This window comes from Bacillus sp. FSL K6-0042 (genome assembly GCF_038006685.1).
GTDB lineage: Bacteria > Bacillota > Bacilli > Bacillales > Bacillaceae_G > Bacillus_A > Bacillus_A pseudomycoides.
Genome location: NZ_JBBOVS010000001.1, coordinates 1,253,780 through 1,279,779, shown reverse-complemented (window position 1 = coordinate 1,279,779; position 26,000 = coordinate 1,253,780). Strand labels below are relative to the sequence as shown.

At 34.3% G+C, this 26,000-nt stretch carries 25 protein-coding genes and 2 pseudogenes; 26 read left to right on the top strand and 1 reads right to left on the bottom strand.

Features of this window, described 5'->3' with window-relative positions; translation table 11 throughout:
- Nucleotides 1-95: 95 nt before the first annotated feature.
- Entirely contained in the window at nt 96-326 is a 231-nt protein-coding gene (locus MHH45_RS06770) for a helix-turn-helix domain-containing protein (RefSeq protein WP_088094585.1), read from the bottom strand.
- Between the two features lie 181 nt (nt 327-507).
- Between MHH45_RS06770 and MHH45_RS06765 the strand changes: the two genes are divergently transcribed.
- The 26 genes and pseudogenes from MHH45_RS06765 to MHH45_RS06645 all read left to right on the top strand — a co-directional run bounded on the left by MHH45_RS06765 (nt 508) and on the right by MHH45_RS06645 (nt 25,800).
- Nucleotides 508-1,815 (top strand): GIY-YIG nuclease family protein, encoded by a 1,308-nt coding sequence (locus MHH45_RS06765; protein WP_088094584.1) that lies wholly within the window; start codon nt 508-510, stop codon nt 1,813-1,815.
- Nucleotides 1,816-2,004: 189 nt separating this feature from the next.
- Nucleotides 2,005-2,583, top strand: coding sequence for a recombinase family protein (locus MHH45_RS06760; protein WP_088094583.1), 579 nt, complete (start codon nt 2,005-2,007; stop codon nt 2,581-2,583).
- A 46-nt stretch (nt 2,584-2,629) separates the two neighbouring features.
- Nucleotides 2,630-4,798: a DNA topoisomerase III gene (locus MHH45_RS06755; RefSeq protein ID WP_088094582.1), complete on the top strand. Its 2,169-nt coding sequence runs from the start codon at nt 2,630-2,632 to the stop codon at nt 4,796-4,798.
- 245 nt (nt 4,799-5,043) lie between these two features.
- Nucleotides 5,044-7,122 (top strand): nuclease-related domain-containing protein, encoded by a 2,079-nt coding sequence (locus MHH45_RS06750; protein ID WP_088094581.1) that lies wholly within the window; start codon nt 5,044-5,046, stop codon nt 7,120-7,122.
- Nucleotides 7,123-7,192: 70 nt separating this feature from the next.
- A protein-coding gene (locus MHH45_RS06745) for an IS3 family transposase (protein ID WP_088093830.1) occupies nt 7,193-8,322 on the top strand; the annotation gives its coding sequence in 2 pieces (ribosomal slippage) (nt 7,193-7,448 and nt 7,448-8,322; 1,131 coding nt in all).
- An 859-nt stretch (nt 8,323-9,181) separates the two neighbouring features.
- A pseudogene (locus tag MHH45_RS28025) lies at nt 9,182-9,302 on the top strand (MarR family transcriptional regulator); the annotation flags it as partial.
- Nucleotides 9,303-9,462: 160 nt separating this feature from the next.
- Nucleotides 9,463-9,654, top strand: coding sequence for a hypothetical protein (locus MHH45_RS06740; RefSeq protein WP_088094370.1), 192 nt, complete (start codon nt 9,463-9,465; stop codon nt 9,652-9,654).
- On the top strand, nt 9,623-12,562 hold the full coding sequence (gene fdhF, locus MHH45_RS06735; protein WP_088094371.1) for a formate dehydrogenase subunit alpha: 2,940 nt from the start codon (nt 9,623-9,625) through the stop codon (nt 12,560-12,562). Before MHH45_RS06740 ends, fdhF begins: the two co-directional genes overlap by 32 nt.
- A 15-nt stretch (nt 12,563-12,577) precedes the next feature.
- The gene (locus tag MHH45_RS06730) at nt 12,578-13,060 is read left to right on the top strand and encodes a DUF1641 domain-containing protein (RefSeq protein ID WP_003196878.1); all 483 of its coding nucleotides are present in this window, start codon (nt 12,578-12,580) and stop codon (nt 13,058-13,060) included.
- 179 nt (nt 13,061-13,239) lie between these two features.
- Entirely contained in the window at nt 13,240-13,584 is a 345-nt protein-coding gene (locus tag MHH45_RS06725; RefSeq protein WP_002168730.1) for a DUF2294 domain-containing protein, read from the top strand.
- Nucleotides 13,585-13,600: 16 nt separating this feature from the next.
- The gene (gene fdhD / locus MHH45_RS06720; protein WP_088094372.1) at nt 13,601-14,398 is read left to right on the top strand and encodes a formate dehydrogenase accessory sulfurtransferase FdhD; all 798 of its coding nucleotides are present in this window, start codon (nt 13,601-13,603) and stop codon (nt 14,396-14,398) included.
- A gap of 20 nt (nt 14,399-14,418) precedes the next feature.
- Complete coding sequence (gene moaA / locus MHH45_RS06715) at nt 14,419-15,435, top strand: GTP 3',8-cyclase MoaA (RefSeq protein ID WP_088094373.1); 1,017 nt, start codon at nt 14,419-14,421, stop codon at nt 15,433-15,435.
- Between the two features lie 215 nt (nt 15,436-15,650).
- Nucleotides 15,651-16,445 carry a formate/nitrite transporter family protein gene (locus tag MHH45_RS06710; protein ID WP_029427105.1) on the top strand — a complete coding sequence of 265 codons (795 nt, stop codon included), beginning with the start codon at nt 15,651-15,653 and terminating at the stop codon, nt 16,443-16,445.
- 63 nt (nt 16,446-16,508) lie between these two features.
- The gene (locus MHH45_RS06705; protein ID WP_088094374.1) at nt 16,509-17,525 is read left to right on the top strand and encodes a molybdopterin-synthase adenylyltransferase MoeB; all 1,017 of its coding nucleotides are present in this window, start codon (nt 16,509-16,511) and stop codon (nt 17,523-17,525) included.
- 20 nt (nt 17,526-17,545) lie between these two features.
- Nucleotides 17,546-18,841 carry a molybdopterin molybdotransferase MoeA gene (locus MHH45_RS06700; protein WP_088094387.1) on the top strand — a complete coding sequence of 432 codons (1,296 nt, stop codon included), beginning with the start codon at nt 17,546-17,548 and terminating at the stop codon, nt 18,839-18,841.
- 170 nt (nt 18,842-19,011) lie between these two features.
- Nucleotides 19,012-19,476: a molybdenum cofactor biosynthesis protein MoaE gene (locus MHH45_RS06695; protein ID WP_088094375.1), complete on the top strand. Its 465-nt coding sequence runs from the start codon at nt 19,012-19,014 to the stop codon at nt 19,474-19,476.
- A gap of 4 nt (nt 19,477-19,480) precedes the next feature.
- A pseudogene (gene moaD / locus MHH45_RS06690) lies at nt 19,481-19,716 on the top strand (molybdopterin converting factor subunit 1).
- Between the two features lie 555 nt (nt 19,717-20,271).
- A complete protein-coding gene (locus MHH45_RS06685) occupies nt 20,272-21,357 on the top strand; it encodes a P-loop NTPase (protein WP_088094376.1) in 1,086 nt (361 codons plus the stop codon).
- A gap of 32 nt (nt 21,358-21,389) precedes the next feature.
- Complete coding sequence (locus tag MHH45_RS06680) at nt 21,390-21,611, top strand: group-specific protein (RefSeq protein WP_088094377.1); 222 nt, start codon at nt 21,390-21,392, stop codon at nt 21,609-21,611.
- A 68-nt stretch (nt 21,612-21,679) separates the two neighbouring features.
- Nucleotides 21,680-21,808 carry a hypothetical protein gene (locus MHH45_RS06675; protein ID WP_257129071.1) on the top strand — a complete coding sequence of 43 codons (129 nt, stop codon included), beginning with the start codon at nt 21,680-21,682 and terminating at the stop codon, nt 21,806-21,808.
- Entirely contained in the window at nt 21,789-21,911 is a 123-nt protein-coding gene (locus MHH45_RS06670) for a hypothetical protein (protein ID WP_255255182.1), read from the top strand. Before MHH45_RS06675 ends, MHH45_RS06670 begins: the two co-directional genes overlap by 20 nt.
- A gap of 417 nt (nt 21,912-22,328) precedes the next feature.
- On the top strand, nt 22,329-22,682 hold the full coding sequence (locus MHH45_RS06665) for an ArsR/SmtB family transcription factor (RefSeq protein ID WP_003196899.1): 354 nt from the start codon (nt 22,329-22,331) through the stop codon (nt 22,680-22,682).
- Between the two features lies 1 nt (nt 22,683).
- Nucleotides 22,684-23,124, top strand: a complete 441-nt coding sequence (locus MHH45_RS06660; RefSeq protein ID WP_003196901.1) for a hypothetical protein — start codon at nt 22,684-22,686, stop codon at nt 23,122-23,124.
- Nucleotides 23,125-23,266: 142 nt separating this feature from the next.
- Entirely contained in the window at nt 23,267-25,030 is a 1,764-nt protein-coding gene (locus tag MHH45_RS06655) for a SulP family inorganic anion transporter (protein ID WP_016114480.1), read from the top strand.
- A 43-nt stretch (nt 25,031-25,073) separates the two neighbouring features.
- Complete coding sequence (dltC, locus tag MHH45_RS06650) at nt 25,074-25,313, top strand: D-alanine--poly(phosphoribitol) ligase subunit DltC (protein WP_016114481.1); 240 nt, start codon at nt 25,074-25,076, stop codon at nt 25,311-25,313.
- A gap of 127 nt (nt 25,314-25,440) precedes the next feature.
- Nucleotides 25,441-25,800 (top strand): zinc ribbon domain-containing protein YjdM, encoded by a 360-nt coding sequence (locus MHH45_RS06645; protein ID WP_016114482.1) that lies wholly within the window; start codon nt 25,441-25,443, stop codon nt 25,798-25,800.
- Nucleotides 25,801-26,000: the final 200 nt, after the last annotated feature.

Here is a 26,000-nt window from a genome sequence, read left to right as displayed (position 1 = left end):
AAAGGGCTCAATCAACACTAAAGATTAACAGAGCCTAATAATAAACAAAAAGAGGAGTGTTCTTTTGATTACTCCTCTTTTTATAGTTAAATTTGCTAGGATTGTTCAATGAATTCTTCAATTTCTTTGATTAACTTATAAGGCCTAACATTTAATGTGCTGGAAATTGAAAATAACGTATTTATAGTGGGTCTACGTTTTCCTCTTTCTAGCATACTTATGTAAGTCCTATCTAAACCGGATTCTAAAGCCAATTCTTCCTGGCTCATTGAAAGTTCAGTTCGGTATTTTTTTATAACAAATCCAAATGCTTGTTCAATGTCCAAGAGACTCACTCTCCAACGCAGTATAGTTTTATTTTCAAAGAGTGAGAATGAATTATCTACAGACTATAGTCTACATATAGGTGCTTGCTGTATAATTTTATATACAGTAAATTCTGAAAAAAGTTCAACATAAGAAATTATGAATTTTAGTACAGTACTTATATATGGAGATGATGCTAGGATGCTTGTGTTTGTTGAATGGTTTTATACACGTATTTCAGCATTGGAAAGATTGTTGGAGTATGAGAAAGAGTTTAGGAGTTATTTACAAGAAATGGAGTTAGATGATACATATATAAATTTTCTCGAACAGAAAGTTCGGAGAGCAGAAAAAATAATAATAGAACTAGAAGAAGAAAAAGGACATCAGAGTGCTAAAATCACACAATTAAATCAAAAATTATATGTAGCATCAAATAAACAAATAGAATATAAACGAGCGTATACAAAATTATTAACTAAAAACGTCTCTTTAATAAAGCAAATATCTGATCACAACCTTAAAATTATAGAGCTCGAAAAAAAGTTAGATTCTTGCTACACAAATGATAGTAAGTTAAGCTTTACAGTTAGAGAAAAGATGTGTGTTCTAGTTGTAGAATCAAAGGTTATGTGCAAGTCGTTATTAAATATGGGTAAATTGAAACAAAAAAGGATAGAAGTAATAAATAATATAAGGAATAAGTTAGGGGAATATGAATCTGGATTTCTTGGAAATAACTTAATTTTTGATGAAGAGGCAAAGGATATATGTAACAAGATAGATTATCAGCTAAACAATTGGACTAGCTACTATAAGGGATATAAGTGGATAGCAAATGCTAAATCCATAGAAGAGAAGGATTTATCTGAAGTTTTGACGCTACTAGAAAATCTGATATTTTTAACTCGATATAAAAGGTTTTATATTTCTGAATCACGAATTGTACATATTGATATTTTATATAAATATTTATTAGCAACTACTAATGATCTTCTTGGTTATACGAAGCATAGATTTCAAAAGGAAATAATATCTCTGAAAGAAAAATTTGAAAAGGAAGAATTTATTGTAAGGCGTCATTTTCCAGGTGATGTATATTGTTATAAAAATCATTTTGCTAATTTAACATATAATTTTAAGCTTATAAAGACTTATGGAAATGCAAGAATGTTATATTTATTTGGTGATCATGGCACTGGTACTTATAAGGTAGGGGTTACATACAATTCACTTTTAAGACGTTTTTTTGAGGCTGAAGAAAGTTATAAACATAAATATCCTAATGGAGAACTGAAAAAATTAAAGGTTATTTGTAATGATAATGCTTATAATTTGGAAGCATATATTAAAAAGAAATTTTTAAATCACAGACATCCACTTTTTAATTCCACAGAATGGTTTACGCTTCAGAAAAATCAAATTGTATATCTTCTAAGTGAAGAATATCTTCAAGATAAAGAATTCATGAATGTGTATAATTATATTTTTAAAATTAAGAACGATTAACTAATTTTTTTAGATGTAAATTTTTCTATTAATAGTATTGCCTAATTAAAATCATAATGTGTAAATGGAGTACACCCTATCTAGACAAAAAGAAGAATAGAGTATTTAAAGGAAACTAATGTCTAGATAGAATGTCTAGAAATTAAGTGCTAAAATAGTAATGACAGAATTGCCTAGGGGAGGCTTTCAATGATTTTAGGTTATGCACGAGTAAGTTCTGAAAAACAAAGTTTAGCTCGACAATTAAAGCAGTTACAAGAATATAAATGTGAAAAAATATATAGAGAAAAGACTAGCGGATCCACAACAAATCGAATCGTGTTACAAGAAATGCTAGGAGAACTCCAAGAAGGAGATATAATAGTAGTTACGGATTTAACACGTATTACGCGTAGTACCCAAGACTTATTTTCTTTGTTGGAGTTAATTAAAAGTAAAGGTGTTATTTTAAAAAGTTTAAAGGATACGTGGTTAGATATGTCCAGTGATAATCCCTATAGTACATTTTTATTAACAGTCATGGCTGGAGTTAATCAATTAGAGCGTGACTTAATAAATATGCGTCAAAAAGAAGGGATTGCTATTGCGAAAGAAAAAGGGAAATATCGTGGTCGTGTGAAAACATATAACGAAAAAAACAAATCCCTTCTACATGCAATTGAGTTGTATAAACAGGGAGAAAAAACAGTAAAAGAAATATGTGATATAACTAAAATTGGAAGAGCTTCATTTTATCAATATTTGAGAAGTAACAATATTACAAGATGAAAATGTAAAAGAGATGTGCTCTAGGTTTAAATCAAAGGAGAAAGACATGAAATTAATAATCGCTGAAAAACCAGATCAAGGTGCCAAACTGGCAGCACCTTTTTCGCATAAAAAAAGAAATGGGTATATTGAAATTGCTCCAAATGATGTATTTCCTAAAGGAGCATATTTAAGTTGGGCAGTTGGCCATTTATGTGAATTGGTTCCACCTGAGGAATATGATCCAAAATGGAAAAAGTGGAGTTTAAATACTTTACCCATTATTCCGGAGAAATTTAATCATAGAGTTACAAAATCAAAATGGAAGCAATTTAATATAGTCAAGGAATTAGTCCATCATAATGAAGTTAACGAAATAATAATAGCGGGAGACGCCGAAAGAGAAGGGGAAGCTATTATTAGGTTAACGTTGATGTTGTGTAGAAATAATAAACCGATGAAGCGTTTATGGATATCTTCATTAACTCAAAATGCGGTTACAAATGGATTTAAAAATTTGTTAGATGAAAAAGAGACTCGAAATCTTTACTATGAAGCATATAGTCGTTCTTGTGCAGATTGGCTTGTTGGTATGAATGCTTCACGCGCATATACACTTTTATTACAACAAAAAGGTATTTCAGATGTGTTTTCAACAGGACGAGTTCAAACACCAACACTTGCTTTAATTGTTAAACGAGAAAAGGAAATTGAGAACTTTAAGTCTGAACCTTTTTGGGAGGTTAATGCTACATTTAATATGGATGGTAAGGTTTATATGGGCAAATGGCATAAAGATAATGACTCGAGAATAAAAGAAGCAGCTATGGCTCATAAAATTGCACAATTTTGTAAAGGAAAAGATGCTGAAGTTCATGAGCTTGAAAAGGAAAGAAAGGAATTTCAGCCACCATTTCTATTTAATCTCTCCTCGCTACAAGCTGAGGTAAATAAACGCTTTAAATATTCACCACAACAAACATTAGATATCGCTCAAAAGTTGTATATCAAAGGGATTATTTCTTATCCACGTTCGGATTCAAGCTTTGTGACCAAAGAAGAAGCATCAATGTTCCCGGATATACTACAGAAAATAAGTAGTATAGAGGCATATAGTTCATTATATCCATTGCCTTTTTCTTCAATTATGGAAAATAAGCGCTACGTAAATGAAAAAAAAGTAACAGATCACTACGCTATTATTCCAACAGAACAAGTAATAAATCCGTCTAGATTGTCTGGAGAAGAACAAAAAATATATGATTTAATTATTAGACGTTTACTTGCTGCACACTATGATAAAGCAATCTTTGACTATACCACAGTTAACACATTGGTTGATGGAAGAGCAGCGTTTATATCTAAAGGAAAAGAAGAAATTCAATCTGGCTGGCGTAAAGTTATTTATGGTAATAAGAAGGAAAAGAATAAAGATGAGGATGAACAAGATTTACCTTCACTAGAAAAGGGAGAACAGGGTATTGTTCAAGATGTAACTGTAAAAGAGGGCAAAACACAACCTCCTAAGAGATATACAGAAGGACAACTCATTACACTTATGAAAACGGCAGGTAAATATTTAGATAATGAAGAGTTAACAAAGGTATTAAATAAGACAGAGGGATTAGGAACAGAAGCAACTCGAGCTGGTATTATAGGTGTTCTAAAAGATCGCAAATATATTGAGGTTAAGAAGAACCAGGTATCAGCTACTGACAAGGGAAAACTTTTAATAGAAGCCATTGGTGATAGCATTTTAGCTTCACCAGAGATGACAGCAAAATGGGAACAAAGGTTAGATGAAATTGGAGATGGAGTTGCATCACCAAGTGTGTTTATGGAACAAACGAAGAAACTTACTCTAAAGCTTATTGATGATGCAACAGAACAAAGTACAGAATGGAATTTCCAACAGTTTGATCTTACGCAATTTCAAGGTAAATCAGGTTCTAAAAAGAAATCATCAATGGGAACAAAAGTTGGGAGATGTAAAAAGTGTGATGGAGATGTCGTTGACAAATCCACTTTTTATGGATGCTCGAATTATTCCACAACAAAATGTGATTTTACAATTTCGAAAAAAATATTAGGAAAGACAATTTCACAGAAGAATATGAAGAAATTATTACATGGTGAACAGACAGATTTAATTAAAGGGTTTAAGAAAAATGATAAAGCATTCGATGCGAAGCTAGAGTGGAAAGATGATAAAATTAATTTTGTGTTTGAGAAGTGAAAATATCAAAAAAGAATGAAGTTCTTAACTGAGTAAAAAACTCTGTAACAAGTTAGGGTGGAAGAAGGGTTTACATTGAAAAAAGTATTAGTTTTAAACCTTAGGACAAGAGCATGACAATTTGATGTCATGCTTCTTTATTCTATAATATATAAAATAAAGAAGGATTTTAAGAAAAAACTCCTTTGTAATTCAAGGGATATATAAATATTGATATATTAGCTATATATAAGGGGGAAGCAATTTTGAAAAAAGCAGAAAAATACAAAAATACTAAGATAAGTAAGAATACTAGTCCAATCGAAGTTTTTCAACTTGAAAACGCAGTAATTATGCAGAATAATATGTCAGAGGAAGAACATCGTAAACTTATACAATCTTTAGCAGAACAGCATCCTACTATATATAAAAAAATTGATGATTTAGTAAACTCTATACGTAATTTGGTGACTAAGGGAGATCCATTACGAATATTACATCAAAGTTATTTCATGCTACTGATGACACAAATGAATATAACATCAGAGTTTCAAGGTGAATTTGACGATAGTGTTTCAGTGAGAATGCTAGATTATGTACAAAGTATTATTGTTTCATCTGAACCACAGCAACAAGAAAGTGATAAAGATATCTCTGAACAACTATGGGGTGAAATCTCTGTCAAAGTATCAGAGTTATATTCTAATCTTAAGGAATATCATCTTACTAAAAGCGCGCACCTTCAAATTAATGATCCAAACTACGATCCAGAGTATGATTCAATATATGTACAGGCACAAGGGTTAAGAGCACATGTAAGAGGGCAGAGATATTCAATTCATGAAATTCCTCATTTACGTGATTTACTAAGTCCTCATGATAACATTTTTAGGGAGCTTTTTAACATAACTGTTGAAGATTTCTTGACTGGAATTTCAAAATTACAATATTCATTAATGCAAGGTTTTAATGATGGTAAAAATGATATGGAATTATTAAGAGAAAAAACTTTACCAGCTTTGGAGTTTAATGTTAGTGCAAATTTAGATATGACACCTCAGAAAGAAATGCAGAAATTAATTGAAAAATTGGGTTTAGAGGAGTTGAGAGACTCTGCCTTGGGTAAAATGTTTGGTTATGATTTATTTGACGTTCAAAAGATTACTGGATTACCAGATGTTTTATTAAGAAATTTATCATGGGCTCCTGGAGAGGAAAAGAGTTTCTTTGCTGAAGGTGAATATGCTGGATGGCCTCTTAGAAGAATGCCTATAGAAGAACGTCCTTTCATTTTTATAAACGATAAGTATTATTGTTTTGATGTTTATAGCATGTTTGAAAATTTATATAGGGTAATACAGAGACTTCTTTTTAATCTTAAACCGGATTATAAGGAAACATGGAATGAAGAACAAAAAGAAATTTCGGAAGAATTGCCCTTCACTTTATTTAATAAGTTACTGAATAAACCTGAAATGTACAAATCTATTTATTATCCGAGTCGAATTGGAAAGAAAAAACAGTGGTGTGAAAATGATGGGATCATTATATATGATGATCACATTATAGTTATCGAAGTTAAAGCTGGTTCATTTACTTATACTTCGCCAGCTACTGACTTTCCAGCTTATATTAAATCAATTAAGGCTCTTATTAAGAATCCACATGAACAAGCTAAAAGATTTATTGATTATATTTTTAGTGATAATGCGGTTACAATTTATGATGAATCGCATAAGCCGATTCGAGAGCTGAGAAAAGATGATTTTCGACAGATAACCATTTGTTGTTTAACAATAGATAATTTCACTTCGTTTGCAGCAAGAGCAGAAAAATTAAAGCCTTTAGGTATTGAAATTAATGAATTTCCGGTTTGGAGTCTCTCTATCGATGATTTAAGGGTATATACAAACTACTTTGAATCACCAAGTATGTTTACACATTTTTTAGAACAACGAATAAAGGGGGCAAAAACTGAGGAATTAGAATTATTTGATGAACTTGATCATTTAGGTATGTACATACATCATAATGACTACGCTCAATTGGCAGAAGAGAAAAAAGGAGTAAGAGTCTTTTGGCAAGGATACCGGGAGGACTTGGATGCATATTTCAATCAACTAATTTTTGATAATTCAGCACCACCAAAACCTAAACAGGAAGTACCTCAGAAGATACAGGAGATAATAAAATGGTTAGATATAAAAAATAAGGATGGGCGAGCTAAAATTTCCAGTTCTTTTCTTAATTTAAATGGAGAAACAAGACGAAAACTTAGTGTACATCTTACAGATTTGTTAGAACGACAAAAACAAACTAACAAAACTATACCACTAAGTGGATAGGCTACACTGAACTAGACAAAAAAATTAAGGTCAAGTAGACTACAACTAATATATTTGAGGAGAATCTACTATGACGAACAATAAAAGAGAAAGAAGAACCTTTACAGCGGAATTTAAGCACCAAATGGTTCAACTGTATCAGAATGGTAAACCAAGGAAAGACATCATTAAGGAATATGGATTAACACCATCATCATTGGATCGATGGATCAATCAAAATCATACGTCTGGCTCGTTTAAAGAGAAAGATAATAAGACCGCTGAACAACTAGAGTTGGAAGCGTTGAGAAAACAAAACAAACAACTTCTTATGGAAAATGATATTTTAAAGCAAGCAGCGCTGATACTAGGACGAAAGTAAAAGTAGTGAAGAATAACCTACATAAATACTCAATATCAGCAATGTGCAATGTCCTACAATTATCAAGAGCAACGTATTATTATGAAGCCAAACAAGCACAAGATACAGTAGATGAATTGTCACCACTCGTGAAAGAAATCTTCCGAGAGAGCCGTCAGAACTATGGAACACGAAAGATAAAAGTAGAACTAAAAAAGGTAGGATATGTGATTTCACGTCGCCGTATTGGGCGAATCATGCAGAACCAAGGTTTAGTATCGAACTATACGATTGCACAATTTAAGCCGAAGAGAGTTAGCTGTAACGAAGAAAACATTTCAAACGAACTCAATCGTCAGTTCAACCAACAAGAAGAGCTGGCTGTAGTCGTAAGTGATTTAACATACGTCCGTGTGAACAAAAAGTGGAATTACGTATGTTTATTAGTCGATCTCTTTAATCGAGAAATCATAGGCCATAGCGCAGGCCAAAAGAAAGATGCCGAGCTTGTTTCACAAGCTTTCGCAACGGTGAAAACAAACTTAAATCGGATTACCTTATTTCATACAGATCGAGGAAATGAGTTCAAAAACAAGCTGATCCATGACACGTTAGAGACCTTCAAAATCCAGCGTTCATTAAGTGCGAAAGGCTGTCCATATGATAATGCGGTAGCGGAAGCAACCTACAAAATCTTTAAAACAGAGTTCGTTCGCGATCGTCATTTCACAAGTTTAGAAGAATTGATTTTAGAATTGAACGACTACGTAAACTGGTTTAACAATGTTAGAATCCATGGCACATTAGGCTATTTGAGCCCTGTTCAGTACAGGCAGGAGCACCTTAAAAAAATTGTCTAGTTTCGTGTTGACACACCACTTCTTTATTCTGAAAGGTGCGAAAGTATTTATCTCTATGAAGAATATATTTAATGTAGATCATTCAACTTATTTAGGACGATGGAGTAATCCTGAAAATTTTTGAATACACAATGATATATGCTTATTTATATCATTGTGTATTCAAAATCTAGGTGTATTTTCTATCTAATATTGTGCAATAAAGATTATAAACAACAGTACATAATGATAAAATATAGGCATATGGAATATGATATAATCTGAAAATATTTAAAAATAAGTTAGAATAAAAAAGTTTTTTACTTAAGACACTTTTTAGCTTGAATTTTATTATGTGGTAAAAGATAAAAAAGTTCTTTACTAGGTAAAAAGGTTCTGTAGCAAGATGGAGTGCTTTTTTTCGTATATCTTGCGTCAAGACAATATAAGCCATTCAGAATAAGAATAACTATACAAAGGGTTTATTTGGAGAATTAATGTTCACGAATTAAAACGGTGTTTAACAAATAATAAAGCCATTTAAAAGATAATAAAATAGCATTGCACGTTGATTCTAATATAAAACAACGTGTGATATGAAGTATAACTTTGCATAAAATGCAGATTTATGCTTTCTTTTTGTTGTACAAAGATATGTTTCATCAAAGTTTGCTAATTCAAATTATGATTATAAAAAAGCTGGAGGATTTTTTATAAGAAATCCTTTAGCTTAATAAATAACCGTGTATTTAAAATTAAGTTACATTTATTTTTTTATGTGAGCTAATACTTATTATTAAGTGAACTTTTATTACGGGAATAACAAAAATAAATAATTAGTCCTACAGCTATCAAAGAACTGAATTTGACTCATCTGTAATATCTTGTTCCTCTGGTACTTTGGGAAAGCAAACAAAGCACGGTGAAGGCTGGATAAAGGAACGCTTACCCCTATGTTGAAACGGATGGAGACTGCAAAGTTAATTCACCGAAAGCTCAGTAGCATGCGGTGCAATTATGCTTGTCAATGCATGGCTCCCTGATTAAACGAATATATCCAAACAAGTCAGAGCATTGAGTGCCGTGACTTTTTTATCATTTTTATATTGTGTATTTTTGGATTAAACGCTATAATTATAGTGTTAAAGATGGAATCGTGATATGACCTGTTATGAATCTATCATTTTATTTATGAATAAATGGATTGGTATTTTAGCAAGATGTGCTAATAAACTACTCCACCATGATGATAGCGTACCAAAAATGTGGTGCGTATATTTTCGTGGTGGAGTTTTTTTATTCTCAAAAAGGGGGAGTAACCATGAACAACAGCATGGTTCATATTACAATTGACGGCAAAGAATATAGTGCTGAGCCTGGTTCAACTATACTGGGCATTATTAATGAGAACGGAATTGAACATCCGCAAATTTGTTACGTGCCGGAAGTGGATCCTATTCAAACGTGTGATACTTGTATTGTAGAAGTTAATGGGAAGCTTGTGCGATCCTGTTCTACAGTAGTGACGAACGGTATGAATATTGAGTTGTCCTCTATTAGTGCGAAGGCAGCGCAGCATGAGGCGATGGACCGATTATTGGAAAATCATTTACTTTACTGTACGGTTTGTGACAACAATAATGGGAATTGTAAATTGCATAATACGGCAGAATTAATGGAAATTGAGCATCAAAAATATCCTTATGAGCCAAAAGTTGATGCAAGTGAAGTTGATATGTCTCATCCATTTTATCGCTATGATCCTAACCAGTGTATCGCGTGCGGTCAATGCGTAGAGGTGTGTCAAAACTTACAAGTAAATGAAACGTTATCTATAGATTGGGAAGCGGAGCGTCCTCGTGTTATTTGGGACGATGGAGTGGATATTAACGATTCTTCATGTGTAAGCTGTGGTCAATGTGTAACGATTTGTCCTTGTAATGCATTAATGGAGAAATCGATGCTTGGTGAAGCTGGATTTATGACAGGGCTGAAACCTGATATTCTTGAGCCTATGGTTGATCTTATAAAAGAAGTTGAACCTGGATATAGCGGTATTTTCGCTGTTTCAGAAGTAGAAGCTGCGATGCGCGATACTCGTACGAAGAAGACGAAAACAGTATGTACATTTTGCGGTGTAGGTTGCTCATTTGAAGTGTGGACGAAGGGACGTAAAATTCTTAAAGTACAACCAAATTCTGAAGCACCGGTTAATGCAATTTCTACTTGTGTGAAAGGGAAATTTGGTTGGGATTTCGTTAATTCTGAAAAACGACTTACTAAACCTTTAATTCGTAAAAATGGAGTGTTTGTTGAATCGACTTGGGAAGAAGCGCTTAATGTAGTCACAAATAAATTAGGTTACATTAAACAACAATACGGCAGTGGTTCCGTAGGCTTTATTTCTTCTTCTAAAATTACGAATGAAGATAACTATGTCATTCAAAAATTAGCGCGTCAAGTGTTCGAAACGAATAACGTTGATAACTGCTCACGCTATTGTCAATCGCCAGCGACAGATGGATTATTCCGTACAATTGGTATGGGCGGAGATGCAGGAACGATTAAAGATATCGCACAATCAGGTCTCGTTATTATCGTTGGTTGTAATCCAACAGAAGGCCACCCTGTTTTAGCTACTCGAGTGAAACGTGCACATAAACTTCACGGTCAAAAACTAATTGTCGCAGATCTTCGTAAAACTGAAATGGCAGAGCGTTCAGATATCTTTATTAGTCCAAAGCAAGGAACAGACCAAGTATGGTTAATGGCTGTTACGAAATATATGATTGATCAAGGTTGGCATGATCAACAGTTCATCGACGAGAATGTAAACTTCTTTGAAGATTTCAAAGATAGCCTGGCGGAATATACGCTTGAATATGCAGAAGAGATTACAGGCATTTCAAAAGAAACTCTCATTAAAATGGCAGAAATGATTCGTGATGCAGATGGTACGTGTATTCTTTGGGGAATGGGTGTGACGCAAAATACGGGCGGTTCAGATACTTCCGCTGCGATTTCAAACTTACTGCTTGCAACAGGAAATTATCGTCGCCCAGGTGCTGGTGCATATCCGCTACGAGGTCATAACAACGTACAAGGTGCTTGTGATATGGGAACTCTCCCAGGCTGGCTTCCAGGATATCAGCACGTTACTGACGATGTAGAACGTGCGAAATTTGAAATAGCTTACGGGGTAAAAATTGATAACAAACCAGGTCTTAATAACATTGAAATGCTTCACGCAATTGAAGAAGAGAAAATGAAAGCAATGTATCTAGTTGGGGAGGATATGGCCCTTGTAGACTCTAACGCAAATCATGTACATGAAGTTTTATCAAGTCTTGAATTCTTTGTCGTTCAAGATGTTTTCCTTTCTAAAACTGCTCAATATGCCGATGTAGTGTTACCAGCAGCACCATCTCTTGAAAAAGAAGGGACTTTCACAAATACAGAGCGTCGTGTACAAAGATTATATCAAGTTCTTCCAACGCTAGGTGATGCGAAACCAGATTGGTGGATTGTACAACAGGTTGCCAATAAATTAGGCGCAAATTGGAACTATAGTCATCCAAGTGAAATCTTTGCTGAAATGGCAAGTTTATCGCCACTTTTCGCACAAGCAAACTATGAAGTACTTGAAGGCTGGAATAGTTTCCATTGGGGAAGCTTTGAAGGAACGAATACGCCGCTTCTTTTCCAAGATGGATTTAACTTCCCAGACAAAAAAGCTCGTTTTGCGATAGCTGATTGGGTACGTCCTGCTGAATTCCCAGCGGAATATGATCTTCACATTAATAATGGTCGTATGCTTGAACATTTCCATGAAGGTAATATGACAAATAAATCAACTGGTATTCAAACGAAAGTGCCTGGTGTATTCGTTGAAGTTTCTCCAGAACTTGCAAAAGAACGTGGAGTTAAAACTGGTTCGTTAGTGCGCCTTGTTTCTCCTTTTGGAGCACTTAAATTACGTGCACTTGTAACGGATCGCGTAAAAGAAAATGAGCTTTATTTACCGATGAACTCAACTGATAAAGAATCGGCGATTAATTTCTTAACTGGTCCGGCGGTCGATCAACGTACGAATACACCTGCATATAAACAAACGAAGGTTCGTATGGAAGTGTTACAAGTAGAAGGTGAAAATCCGATGCCAAAAGCGAATCCACGTAACAAAAAGCGTCATCCTCAAAATGGGATTGAGGTAAATCGTAAGTGGGCTCGTCCAGGATACGTACATTTAACGGATAACTAGGGAGGAGAAAAGAATATGGCAGCACCTATTAAGGCGATCCAGAAGCAGGGGCTAACTGAGGAAGAACAAAAACAACAAAAGCTAGAAGATTTAAAAGAACTTCTAGCTAATAATGAAGAAGCTTTAAATCAAATGTTTAATATTGTAGGTGAACTGAATGATATTGGGATGCTGGAAGCTGCAAATTCTATGCTTAAAGCGAAAGAACCAATTGCAAAAATTGTTTTAGGACAAGTCACTCGTGAACCAGTTACAAATTTAATTAATAATATGATGGGCGCTGCAGGAGCTTTAACAGAGCTTAATCCGGAACTTACTAAAAAGCTTGTAGGTAGTGTATTAACAGGCATGGATGAAGGTAATCAGCATCTGCAAAGTAATAAAAAAGTAGGGATACTGGACCTTATGAAGGTACTTAAGGATCCAGATATTAACCGTGCTATCGGATTCGGTCTTCATTTCTTAAAAGGTATGGGTAAAGGGTTAAAAGACGAATAGGTAAGCAACAATAATATTATTTCATATGTTGTATGCATGTTTGAAATAATTCCAAAAGATGAGCCTTTTCGTTTAATTATTTGAGTGAATAATTTAGACGAAAAGGTCATTTTGTTAAAATATTTATGATGAAGTAGTATTTGAAAAGTATTATTAATGAATCGGGGAGGAATGCGAGTATGTCAAAAATGGTACATGAGTTTAATGATATGATACGAAAACTTCGAAAAGATTTGTTTGGAAAAGGACCGGAACGAATTCATACTGTATTTGCTGAGAATATGGCTATTGCCACACTTTATGGAAATTTGACACCTACTGAGAAGTTTATTTCGGGAACTATGGATGGTGCGGAAATGGTTCATATGGCTCGAACGAAAATGATTCAGGAGGTTTATGCGGTTAACTCTCGTGAACATTTAGAGGAACTTGTTGGGGCGAAATTAGTTCATCTATTTTCTGATATGAAAGTGGACGAAGATATTGCAGTTTCAGTGTTTGTTTTTGATAAAAATATAACGTGAGAGAAGGATACTCATCGTGAAATCGATACAGGTGGAACGGGAAATTTTTCGTTATGAGCAAGGGGAGTTTAAGCATATAGAGGACAGCATTGTAACAGAGTTTCCTGTTACGGTTAAAATGAACGGACAGGAATTTGTTACAATGGTTAGTACTCCAGAGTATATTGAAGATATGGTAATAGGCTTTTTAGCATCTGAAGGTATTATCCGAAAGTATGAAGATATTGATGAAATATGGGTACAGGAGAAAGAAGGATATGTACATGTAAAAACGACAAAAATCAATCCTTATTATCGTGACATGCAAAATAAACGTTATATTACTTCATGCTGTGGAATGAGTAGACAAGGATTTGTTTTCGCAAATGATGCGCTGACTGCGAAGAAAATGAATGATATTCGCGTAAAAGTATCTGCCGAGGATTGTTTTCGGTTAATGAATGATATGCAGCAATCTGCGTCTACTTTTCAACATACAGGCGGGGTTCATAATGCAGCTTTATGTGATGTGAATGGGACTGTTTTAAGCCGAATGGATATAGGAAGACATAACGCTTTAGATAAAATTTACGGCTATTGTTTAAAAAACAACATTTCTATTGGTGATAAAATTATTGTTTTTAGTGGCCGTATATCTTCAGAAATTCTATTAAAAGTTGCGAAAATTGGTTGTGAAATCATATTGTCAAAATCCGCTCCAACTGAGTTAGCACTGGAGCTAGCAGAACAGTTAGGGATTACTACAATAGGCTTTATTCGTAATGGATCCTTAAATGTATATACGCATCCAGAGCGGGTTGTAAATATAAAATAAGTAGAAGCGAGGCAATAAACATGAAATCTGTCACATTAGACAAATTGCACCGTCCTTTAAAGGATTTACGTATTTCTGTTACTGACCGCTGTAATTTTCGCTGTCGATATTGTATGCCGGAGGAAATATTTGGTCGTGATTATTCTTTTTTGTCTAATGATAAAATTTTATCTTTTGATGAAATTGAAAGAGTAGCGCGTATTTTCGTTTCTTTAGGTGTAAGAAAGTTGCGTATTACTGGGGGAGAGCCTTTACTTCGGAAAAATCTTCCTGAATTAATACAGCGACTTAACAAAATTGATGGAGTAGAGGATATCGGTTTAACGACAAATGGATCACTACTTAAGAAGTTTGCACCGGATTTATATAAGGCGGGTTTATCGCGTGTGACAGTTAGTTTAGATTCTTTAGACGAAGAGCGTTTCTCTTATTTAAATGGGAATAGAAGTAAAGTAAAAACGGTTCTTGCAGGAATACAGGCTGCAGCGGAAGTCGGGATGAAAATTAAAATGAACATGGTTGTTCAAAAAGGAAAAAATGAACAAGACGTCGTTCAGATGGCGCAATACTTTAAAGAGAATATGCATATTCTTCGGTTTATTGAATATATGGATGTCGGAAATTTTAACGGCTGGGAATTAGGCGAGGTAGTCTCTAAACAAGAAATATTAGAGATGATTCATAAAGTTATGCCGCTTGAACGAATTGAAGCGAACTATCCTGGTGAAGTTGCTACTCGCTATCGTTATATCGGTAGCGATGAGGAAATAGGAATTATTTCATCTGTAACAGATTCTTTTTGTTCATCATGTACAAGAGCTCGTATTTCTGCAGAAGGAAAATTGTATACTTGTTTGTTTGCTTCTAAAGGAAACGATCTTAGAGAATTACTTCGCTCTGGATATACCGATGAGGAGATTACTGATGTTATTCGTGACATTTGGAATAATCGTTCAGATCGCTATTCAGATGAACGGCTAAGTAATACAAATAAAAAAGCATTGCCGAAAATTGAAATGTCGCATATTGGTGGTTGAGAAATCACTATGAAAGAAGGATGTTCGTAGCTTCTTTTTGTTAAAGTAAGTAGTGGAAAGTGTGCAAGTTTTGCAGATTTTCTATTTTATAGTAAAAGTGATGATTGATATCTCTGTAAGAGAAATGCAGGGAGATTAAGCAGCATTCAAAAATCCTTATTATGTTAAGGGTTTTTGAAGCTGCTTTTTTAATTGGAAAAATGGAGGAATTGGTTATGTCATTTCATAAACCGGAACAAATCGCTGAGCTTGTGATTGAATCCGGTGTTCAAAAGGTAAGGCAATCGCTATCCGCAATGCTTATTCTTGGATTTTTAGGAGGAGCATTCATTTCGTTAGGATTTTTGCTTAATATTCGCGTTCTAGGTAATGTACCTCAGCAATGGGGAAGTTTAGTGAATTTTATAGGAGGAGCGGTTTTTCCTATAGGTCTTATGCTCGTAGTCTTAGCAGGAGGAGAATTAATTACGGGAAACATGATGTCACTGTCCATGGCACTTTATGCACGGAAAATTTCATTGAAAAATGTGTTGAATAACTGGGTTTGGATAACTTTAACTAACTTTGTTGGTGCACTTTTCGTAGCTTATTGTTTTGGCCACCTTGGCGGGCTAACAGAGGGGGCGTATTTAAATAAAACGATCGCGATAGCTCAAGATAAGTTACATGAATCGTTTGGGAGAACGTTAATTTTAGCAATTGGTTGTAACTGGCTCGTTTGCCTTGCGATTTGGTTAGCTTATGGAACGAACGATTTGATTGGAAAGATTGTTGGAATTTGGATTCCGATTATGGCCTTTGTAGTAATTGGATTTCAGCAAGTAGTAGCAAATATGTTTGTTATTTCAGCAGTTATTTTTGCTGGTCATCTTACGTGGATGGATCTTGCTAAAAACTTTGTTCCTGTCTTTATCGGAAATGTAATTGGTGGAGCTGGATTTGTTGGGTTTGCTTATTTTTCTTGTTATCAGAAACAAAGTGCTACAGAGAAAGATGTATTGAGAAAATGATCGAATATGAAGCATGTTTTTTTAATTAAATGATGAGTGTGTACATGAAAGGAAGGCTATCTAATGATAGAGCGGTATTCACGTCAACAGTTGTTCACTCCTATTGGAAGTAAAGGACAAGGGAAGATTAGAAATAAGCATGTGTTGATTGTGGGGGCAGGTGCATTAGGAAGTGCAAGTGCAGAGGCGTTTGTACGTGCAGGTATTGGAAAATTAACGATTATTGATCGTGATTACGTAGAATGGAGTAATTTACAGCGGCAACAGCTTTATGCTGAACAAGATGCGATAGAACAATTGCCAAAAGCAATCGCAGCACAGAATCGTCTAAAACAAATCAATTCAGAAGTACAAATTGATGCTTTCGTGATGGATGCAAGAGTAGAAAATATGGAAGCTTTATTAGATGATGTCGATATAATCATCGATGCAACAGATAATTTTGATATTCGATTTATAATAAATGATCTATCACAAAAATATGATATTCCGTGGATTTATGGTTCTTGTGTTGGGGGGTATGGCATGAGCTATACGATTATTCCGAAGAAAACACCGTGCTTACATTGTGTACTAAAAAGTGTTCCTGTTACAGGAGCGACATGTGACACGGTTGGAATTATTAGTCCGGCTGTCCAAATCGTTGCAGCATATCAAGTGGCAGAAGCATTCAAAATTTTAGTGGAAGATTACTCAGCAATTAGAAAAACCTTTTTAATGTTTGATATATGGAGTAATCAACATCATTCTATCAAACTAGGAAAAATAAAAACGGACAATTGTCCTTCGTGCGGACCGCATAGAACTTATCCTTATTTATCTTATGAAAATCAAACGAAGACAGTTGTTTTATGCGGAAGAAATACGGTTCAAATTAGACCGATGCATAATAGTCATTACAACTTTGACGATTTAGAAAAAGTATTAAAAAAACACGGGAAAGTAGAGCGAAACCCGTATTTGCTATCTTGCCAACTAGACGATTACCGTGTGGTCATTTTCCAAGATGGTCGTGTATTTATTCACGGGACAAATGAAATTCAAAAAGCGAAAAAAACATACTATCGTTTATTAGGATAACAGAAGGAGTGAGGGGAATGATGGAAAAAAGAATACCGATTGCAGTTGGAGAGGCCATCCATAAAGTAATGGGATTTGCTGAACAGGGTTTAAAAGAACTTATACCACTTGAAGTAGCTTACGGACGTATATTAGCTGAGGACTTAGTAGCTGATCATGATGTTCCATCTTTCAATCGCTCCCCCTATGATGGATTTGCTATTAAGGCAGAAGATACTGCCTGGGCAAGTTATGAGAATCCAATCTTATTTGAAGTAATTGGCGAAATTGGGGCAGGCTCCATATTTGCTCAAGAGGTAGGGCAATTTCAAGCGGTTCGAATTATGACGGGGGCACAAATTCCAAAAGGATGTAACGCAGTTGTGATGCTAGAATTGACTCGTCAATATGAGGATGTCGGTAAAACCTATATGGAAGTGAAACGCTCATTCAAAAAAGGAGACAACATTTCCTTTCGAGGTGAAGATACACGTAAAGGGACGATTCTTGCGAAGAGAGGTTCTTACATTAATCCAGGCATTTCAGCTCTCCTTGCTACATTTGGTTACAGTGAAGTGCCAGTTGCAAAAAAGCCTGTAGTTGGAGTATTGGCGACTGGGAGTGAGCTTCTTGATGTAAATGAATCACTACAACCTGGAAAAATTCGAAATAGTAATACGTACATGATATTGTCTCAAATTCGAAGAGCAGGAGGAAGAGTGAAATACTTTGGTAAGTTTAGTGACGATTTTGATACGTGTCACGCAGCGGTAAAAGAAGCGTTAAGCCAAGTGGATATGCTAATTACAACCGGTGGTGTTTCGGTAGGGGATTATGATTATTTGCCAGCTATCTACGAAAAACTAGGGGCATCGGTTTTTTTTAACAAAGTTGCAATGCGGCCGGGCAGTGTGACGACTGTAGCACAATTAAATAAAAAATTATTATTTGGATTATCAGGTAATCCCTCTGCTTGTTATGTAGGCTTTGAGTTATTCGTAAGACCTAGCATTCGTACCTATATGTTCAGTGAAAAGCCACATTTAAAAAGAGAAAAAGCATTACTGGGAGAAAAATTTTTAAAACCTAATCCATTTACAAGATTTGTACGAGCAAAGCTCATATATAACGAAGGACAAGTAATCGTCTATCCATCAGGATTTGATAAGTCTAGTGCGGTTTCTTTATTAGCAGAATCAAACGCTTTTATCGTACTCCCAGGCGGTACAAGAGGATATAAAAAAGGGATGTTTGTAGATGTTCTCTTATTAGAAGATAATCAAGGAAGTGAATGGCCTTGGAGCAATATTATTCCATCCTATAAAGTGAAACTTTAATCAGTGGGGGATGGCCCCCCACTGATTATTAGTTGAACCAATCAGGCTTTTACGGGCAGTTGATCTCCCACCTAACCTTTTTGTTTTCGCTGAGTTTTGAGGTGGAATCTTACTGCACGCAAATAGCGGGATAAATAATAGAGCTTTAAAACAAGAGGAGGATCATGTTGATGGGACAAGTATTATTTGAAATAGTAGATACTCCTATTTTAGTCGAAGAAATAACGAATAAGGTAGCAAGAAGAGAAGCGGGTGCTATTACAACCTTTATTGGAACAGTAAGAGAATTGACAAAAGGAAAAAGAACTTTGCATTTAGAGTATGAAGCGTATAAACCAATGGCAGTAAAAATGCTTACTCAAATTGGTGAAGAAATTAAGAAGAATTGGCCGGGTGCAAAGATAGCAATTACACACCGGGTGGGACGACTAGAAATAATAGATATTGCAGTTGTAATTGCAGTTTCGTCGCCACATCGTAAAGTGGCCTACAAAGCGAATGAATACGCAATTGAACGCATTAAGCAAGTCGTCCCAATTTGGAAAAAAGAATTTTGGGAAGATGGAACAATGTGGATTGGAGATCAGCTCGAAAATACGCCGTACCCGAAAGGGGAACCAAAGAAGGAAGAGTGAGAAGATGATTACAATTTTATTGTTCGCTAATTTGCGAGAGGAAGTCGGCTCAGACCAATTATTAATAATAGAAAAAAAGAGATAAGAGTTCATCAATTAAAAGAATGGCTCAAGGATAGCTACCGTTTACAATCTTTGGATCAAGTCCTGACGGCTATCAACGAAGAATTTGCAATTGACGAGGATATTGTAAAAGATGGAGATACAGTTGCGTTTATCCCTCCTGTAAGTGGAGGATAATGTTGTTTGATTTTTGTAGCGGAGATTTTTTTCATAAGTTGTAATTATTATTCTTAATGTCTTTTCAAAATTTCAAATAAATCTTTGTGAAGTTTACGGATACTATCATTAAATCTGCGAATGATTTTAGATAGATTAAAAGCGCTCCTACCTAGGGGTGATCCATACATTAACAACTCAAGGGGAAAAGAGGAAAATCATTTTCAATAAAGTTTTTAAATGGCGTTGTTTGTTATTAAAGTTAACGCTATACTTATGATAATAATAGATGGAATGATAATAATGGACTGTTATCATTTTATCATTTTTTATTTATGTTATAAGTGGTTGGATTGGTATATTAGTAAGTATTGCTAGTAATCTATTCCACCATGAGTACACAAGCCTATTTAATTGGGTTCGGGTACTCATGGTGGTTTTTTTGTTTACAAATTAATACCGGAGGGAGGAAATATGCACTAATCCATCTCCAGTATTAAATATGAGGTGTTGAATTCACGGATAATTTTATTTGTACTAAAAATTATCAAATAAAAATGAAAAGGACTGAGATTTATGTTTACTCATGAACAAATTATGAAAGTTTTAAGCCATGTTCAGGATCCAGAGTTGCACAAAAGTATCGTGGAATTAAACATGGTAAGAAATATTCAAATTGATGGCACACATATTTACCTTGAAGTTATTTTAACTATTCAAGGTTGTCCATTAAAGGCAAAAATTCAACAAGATATTGAAGACTCTCTTCGGAACATTGGAGCCTCTAAGGTTTCTTTGACTTTCGGCTCCATGACACCGGAAGAACGAGCTGCATTAACAGAAATTTTAAAGAAAAATTCTAGAACGGAAACCGGCATGCCTAGTATATTGCGACCAGATTCAGGTGTACGTTTTATTGCTGTGACAAGTGGAAAAGGTGGAGTCGGAAAATCAACTGTGACGATTAACCTTGCTACTGCTTTAGCCCGTATGGGGAAAAAGGTTGGGATTTTAGATGCAGATATATATGGATTCAGTATCCCTGCTATGATGGAAGCTAATCAAAAGCCAATAATGATAGATCAGACAGCGATTCCGGTCGTTAGCCACGACGTTAAAATTATGTCAATGGGATTTTTTACAGAGGGTAATAACCCAGTTATGTGGCGAGGGCCAATGTTAAACAAATGGATTCAAAATTTCATTGCCAATACTCATTGGGGAGAATTAGATTATCTTCTTCTTGATTTGCCTCCTGGTACAGGAGATGTCGCGATTGATGTGGCTGCGATGATTCCTCATGCGAAGGGAATTATAGTTACTACTCCTCATAGTGTAGCTTCGTTTGTTGCTTCCAGAGTAGGGGTAATGGCAAAGTATACAAAACACGATATTTTAGGTATCGTTGAGAATATGGCATATTATGAGGAACAAGATGGTTCAAGGAATTATCTCTTTGGGAAAGGTGGCGGCGAAATGTTAGCAGAACAACTGCAAACAGAAGTGATGGCACAAATACCTTTTGCAAAGCCTGAAGAAAATAAAGGTTCGTCCGTATATGACGAAGATTCGCTTGTTGGAGAGATGTTTACATCTTTAGCTCAAGATCTTATCTACAAATGGAAATTAAATATCAACATAGTAAAAGAACGCAACTTTTAAAAGAGCGGGATATAAGGAGGGATTTTAATAGAATGTGTAATATAGATCATTCTTTTGAAGATGTAATCAATAAACTTGAAACGCAGCAATGCTTTTTATCCGAATTTTTGGTTGAAGACTTACATGAATTTCTAAAAAACAATCATTCACAGCAAATATTAAATGAAATATTTCACCTTTTAAAAAAGTACGACCTAGCATCTAAAGAAGAACGGGAGAAAAGAAATGAACAATTAATGTTACTTATAAGTTAATTAATAGAATTTACAGCAGTATTTAACTTGTGTTTTCTTTAGTTAGCTTTTCGGAAAGGGTGAATCTTATGGATATCAAAAAGATGATAGAAACAATAGAGACAAAAGGAATTGATGCAGAAGCATTTGTTCCTGAGCTACATCATAAACTTGTAAAACTCTATAGTGAAAAAGATATTGAATGGATTAATTTCTAAAGAAGATGGTGTTGATTTATTTGGAAATGAGCTTGAAAAATATTTAGAAGAACAAGTTGAATTGCATAATAGGCTAGTCAAATCTAAAGGAAATGATTTATAAGAGATTGTAGAGAATAATTTAAAATTCTTGTTAGGCAACAAATGAGGGTAGAAGAAACGTGGCAAAGTCAAATTTGAATATATACTGTCCTCATTTCAAAACCTCACATCATTAAGGATGTGAGGTTTTTTCGTTTGAAATATTTTACTTAGAGGGAATTATAAATGAGAATAGACGCAATGATTTAAAAGAAAATAATGGATAAATTGTTTGTCCCAATTCCTATCAAACTAATACTAAAAACCTTATCGAATTAAAATAAGGAACTTTGTTCTGGTACAAAAAACAGTTAGGTTTTTAAAGTTTCGAAATTTATATTGAAACTTGTAAGTTTTAGAAGTATCATATACATATTCAAACATTTGAAGATGTATATGATGGTTTTTCAAATTAAGGATAAATAACGGAGGCGTTTGAATGGGAAATGAAATGCAACAATTTAAAGCTGATTTTTTTAAAGCCTTATCACATCCTTTGCGAATAGGTATTCTTGAATTATTATCAGAGGGCGAAAAAAGCGTAAATGAAATGCAAACGATTCTTAATAAAGAAGGTTCAGCTGTTTCTCAACAACTTAGTGTACTACGCTCAAAGAACATTGTTGTTGGTACGAAAGATGGAAAACGAGTTTTATATTCCTTGCGAGATCCTATGATTGTGGATTTACTGGTAGTTGCTAAGAAAATTTTTAACAATCATTTAATCGATACAATTTCAATGTTAGAAGAGTTGGATGAAACAGAACGTGAAGTGATGAGTAAGGAGGATTAGATTGAGTATTGAAGTTAAGAAAGAGGATATTATTCAATACGGAATGGAACTATTTCGCTCAATAGGAGCTCATCACGTTTGTAAAGTTTGTATTGAAAGTGGGAATTCTTGTTGTTTTTTATGCCAACATTTGCAAGAAGGAGTAGGATGTCAAAAGAGAAATACGGCTTGCACAGCTTGGCTATGTGGGATGCAATGTTTTTTATTTGATCAAATCGGAATATTGGACGAGTGGAATCGTTTCTGGAATGAAGTTCCAGGGCAAATGTTTCGTAGAGATATTACCCCAGATATAGTAAAGGTTACATCGTTTATAGATATGAAAAAATTAAATAATCGAGATGGATTACTTTTAGCAGAAAGGTTAAAATCCTACATGCAAGAAGGTGGAGACATAGGGAAATTAGAACGACATTTAAGCAAAACGTATAGCCAATACTAGACTGATATTTTCTTGTAACGAGATAAAGAACTCTTGTACAAAAGTATGAAACATACATTTAGGATTCAAATTTATCACAAGAAAATATTCTTTCAGAAGAAAAGAAGCAAGATTTATTAAAAATAGAAAAGAAGGTTTTGTAATGAAAGGGTTATTTACAGGAAGGTTTGAAGGATATTCATTAGGACATTTTCAAAAGGATCTTCTTTCTGGAATGATTGTCGGAGTTGTCGCGATTCCACTTGCTATGTCTTTTGCTATAGCTTCTGGTGTTAAGCCGGAGTATGGAATTTATACAACATGTATTGCCGGGATACTCGTTTCGTTATTTGGTGGTTCAAAGTATCAAATTGGAGGGCCTACAGGTGCTTTTGTTCCAATTCTTTTAGGGATTGTAATTACCTATGGGTATGAAAATTTACTACTGGCCGGTTTATTAGCCGGAATTATCTTATGCCTTATGGGAATTTTTAAACTAGGATCTTTAATTAAATTTATCCCGCGCCCTGTAACAATTGGTTTTACATCAGGTATTGCTGTTAGTATCTTTACGGGACAAATTGCTAGTTTTTTAGGTCTAACAGGTATAAAAAAGCATGAGGCATTTATAGCAAATCTAAATGAAATCTTTATCCATATTGATACCATCAATTTTTATAGTATTATAACTGCTTTGATTTGCCTTTTTGTTATATTGATAACACCAAAGATTTTTCCAAAAGTACCTGGTTCATTAGTAGGTGTTGTTATTTCAACTATAATTGCTGCTGTATTTTTCTCAGGGCATATACCTACTATTGGCACAGCATATGGTACGATTCCAAATACACTTCCTCATTTTGGTATACCAGAAGTTACATTAGAGCGGATACAACAGTTAATTGGTCCAGCATTTGTTATTGCAATGCTGGGTGGTATTGAATCCCTTTTATCTGCTGTCGTAGCAGATGGTATGACAAATAGTAAACACAACAGTAATAAAGAACTGTTTGGTCAGGGTATTGCTAATATTGTTACACCGTTATTTGGAGGAATTCCTGCAACTGGAGCGATTGCCCGCACAGCAACCAATATCAAAAGTGGAGCCGTATCTCCGATGTCAGGTGTGATTCATGGGGGATTTGTGTTATTTACGCTTCTATTGTTAGCTCCATATGCTTCGCATATTCCTCTTGCTAGTATGGCTCCCATTTTAATGGTAGTAGCTTGGAATATGAGTGAGCAAAAACACTTTGTTCACATACTGAAAATGAAGACAGGGGATTCCCTTGTATTACTTGTAACTTTTTTACTCACTGTATTTACTAGTTTGACAACTGCTGTAGAAATCGGTCTTATTTTAGCTATTATTTTGTTTACAAAACGTATGAGCAATATGCTCGTTATATCTAAAGTGCTTCCTGATCACACAAAAAAGAACGAAAAATTGCTACCACATGTGGTAAGTAAAGCTCATGATTGTCCGCAAATTAGTATTTATACAATAGAAGGCCCATTATTTTTTGGCGCTGCTCAGACGTTTGAACAAAACATTTTAGCAACCATTCATTATAAACCTAAAGTTTTAATTTTACGTATGGGAAAAGTTCCTTTTATTGATACAACAGGAGAATCATACTTTAGGAATATTGTCCAGCATTTTAAAAAACAAGGTGGCGTACTTCTCATTTCGGGAGTTCAATCAGAATTAAAAACAACTCTAGACAAGAATGGATTATACGCTGAGATTGGAGAAGAAAACTTTTTTGATCATACAGGAGAAGCGATTAACTACGCTCTAGAGCATTTAAATACGAAAAAATGTATAGGGTGTAAGCATTTCGCTTTTCGTGAATGTACCGGGCTTTCTCAGCAATCCCAGGAAGGGAATACAATAAATAATAAAGCTAATGCACTAGATTTTTAAGAAGAAATGTATTATAAATCATGGATATAAAGGAGAATAAATAATGTCTGAATTTCAAGATCAAGTATTAAACATTTTAGAAGAAGTATGTGAAAATGATATCGTAAAAGATAACCCAGATGTGCAATTATTTGAAGAAGGGATTTTAGATTCTTTTGGTACGGTATCTTTATTAGTAGAATTTCATGAACGTTTAAACATTGAAGTGTCTATCTCTGATTTTGATCGCGATGAATGGGCGACACCAAACATGATTATTAAGAAATTGAAAGAAATTCGATAAAAATAGAAGTTTGAGAAATGGATAAGAAACAGTTTAACTTCGTAAGTGTTTTTCTTATGAAGTCGTAAAAAGGAAATTGAAAATAATTCATATATATTAGAATGATAACAAGTGGAGGAAATAAAATATGTCTAATTTACCAAATTGTCCCAAATGTAATTCAGAATACACTTATGAAGATGGGAATCTTTTCGTTTGCCCAGAATGTGCTCATGAGTGGACTTTAGAATCAGAAACTGAAAATAGTGAAGATACAAAGGTAATCAAAGATACAAAGGTAATCAAAGATGCAAATGGAAATGTACTAAACGATGGTGATTCTGTAACAGTCATCAAAGATCTTAAAGTAAAAGGAACTTCATCAGTTATAAAAATCGGTACAAAAGTAAAGAGTATCCGCTTAGTTGATGGAGATCATGATATTGATTGTAAAATTGATGGTTTTGGAGCAATGAAATTAAAATCTGAATTTGTTAAAAAGATATAAGTGTTGCTTTGTAATAAAAGATAAAAAATCTTTACTACTTGGAAAACATGTTGATTTTGCTATTTATTAGTAAAGAACTGTTTATATAACGATAGAGGGAAGGTGTTGTGATGATACGCAACACCTTCTTAAATATTGATGTGGAATTATATAATAATAGGAAAATTGAGTCTCTATTAATATTTGTATATCTAAAAATG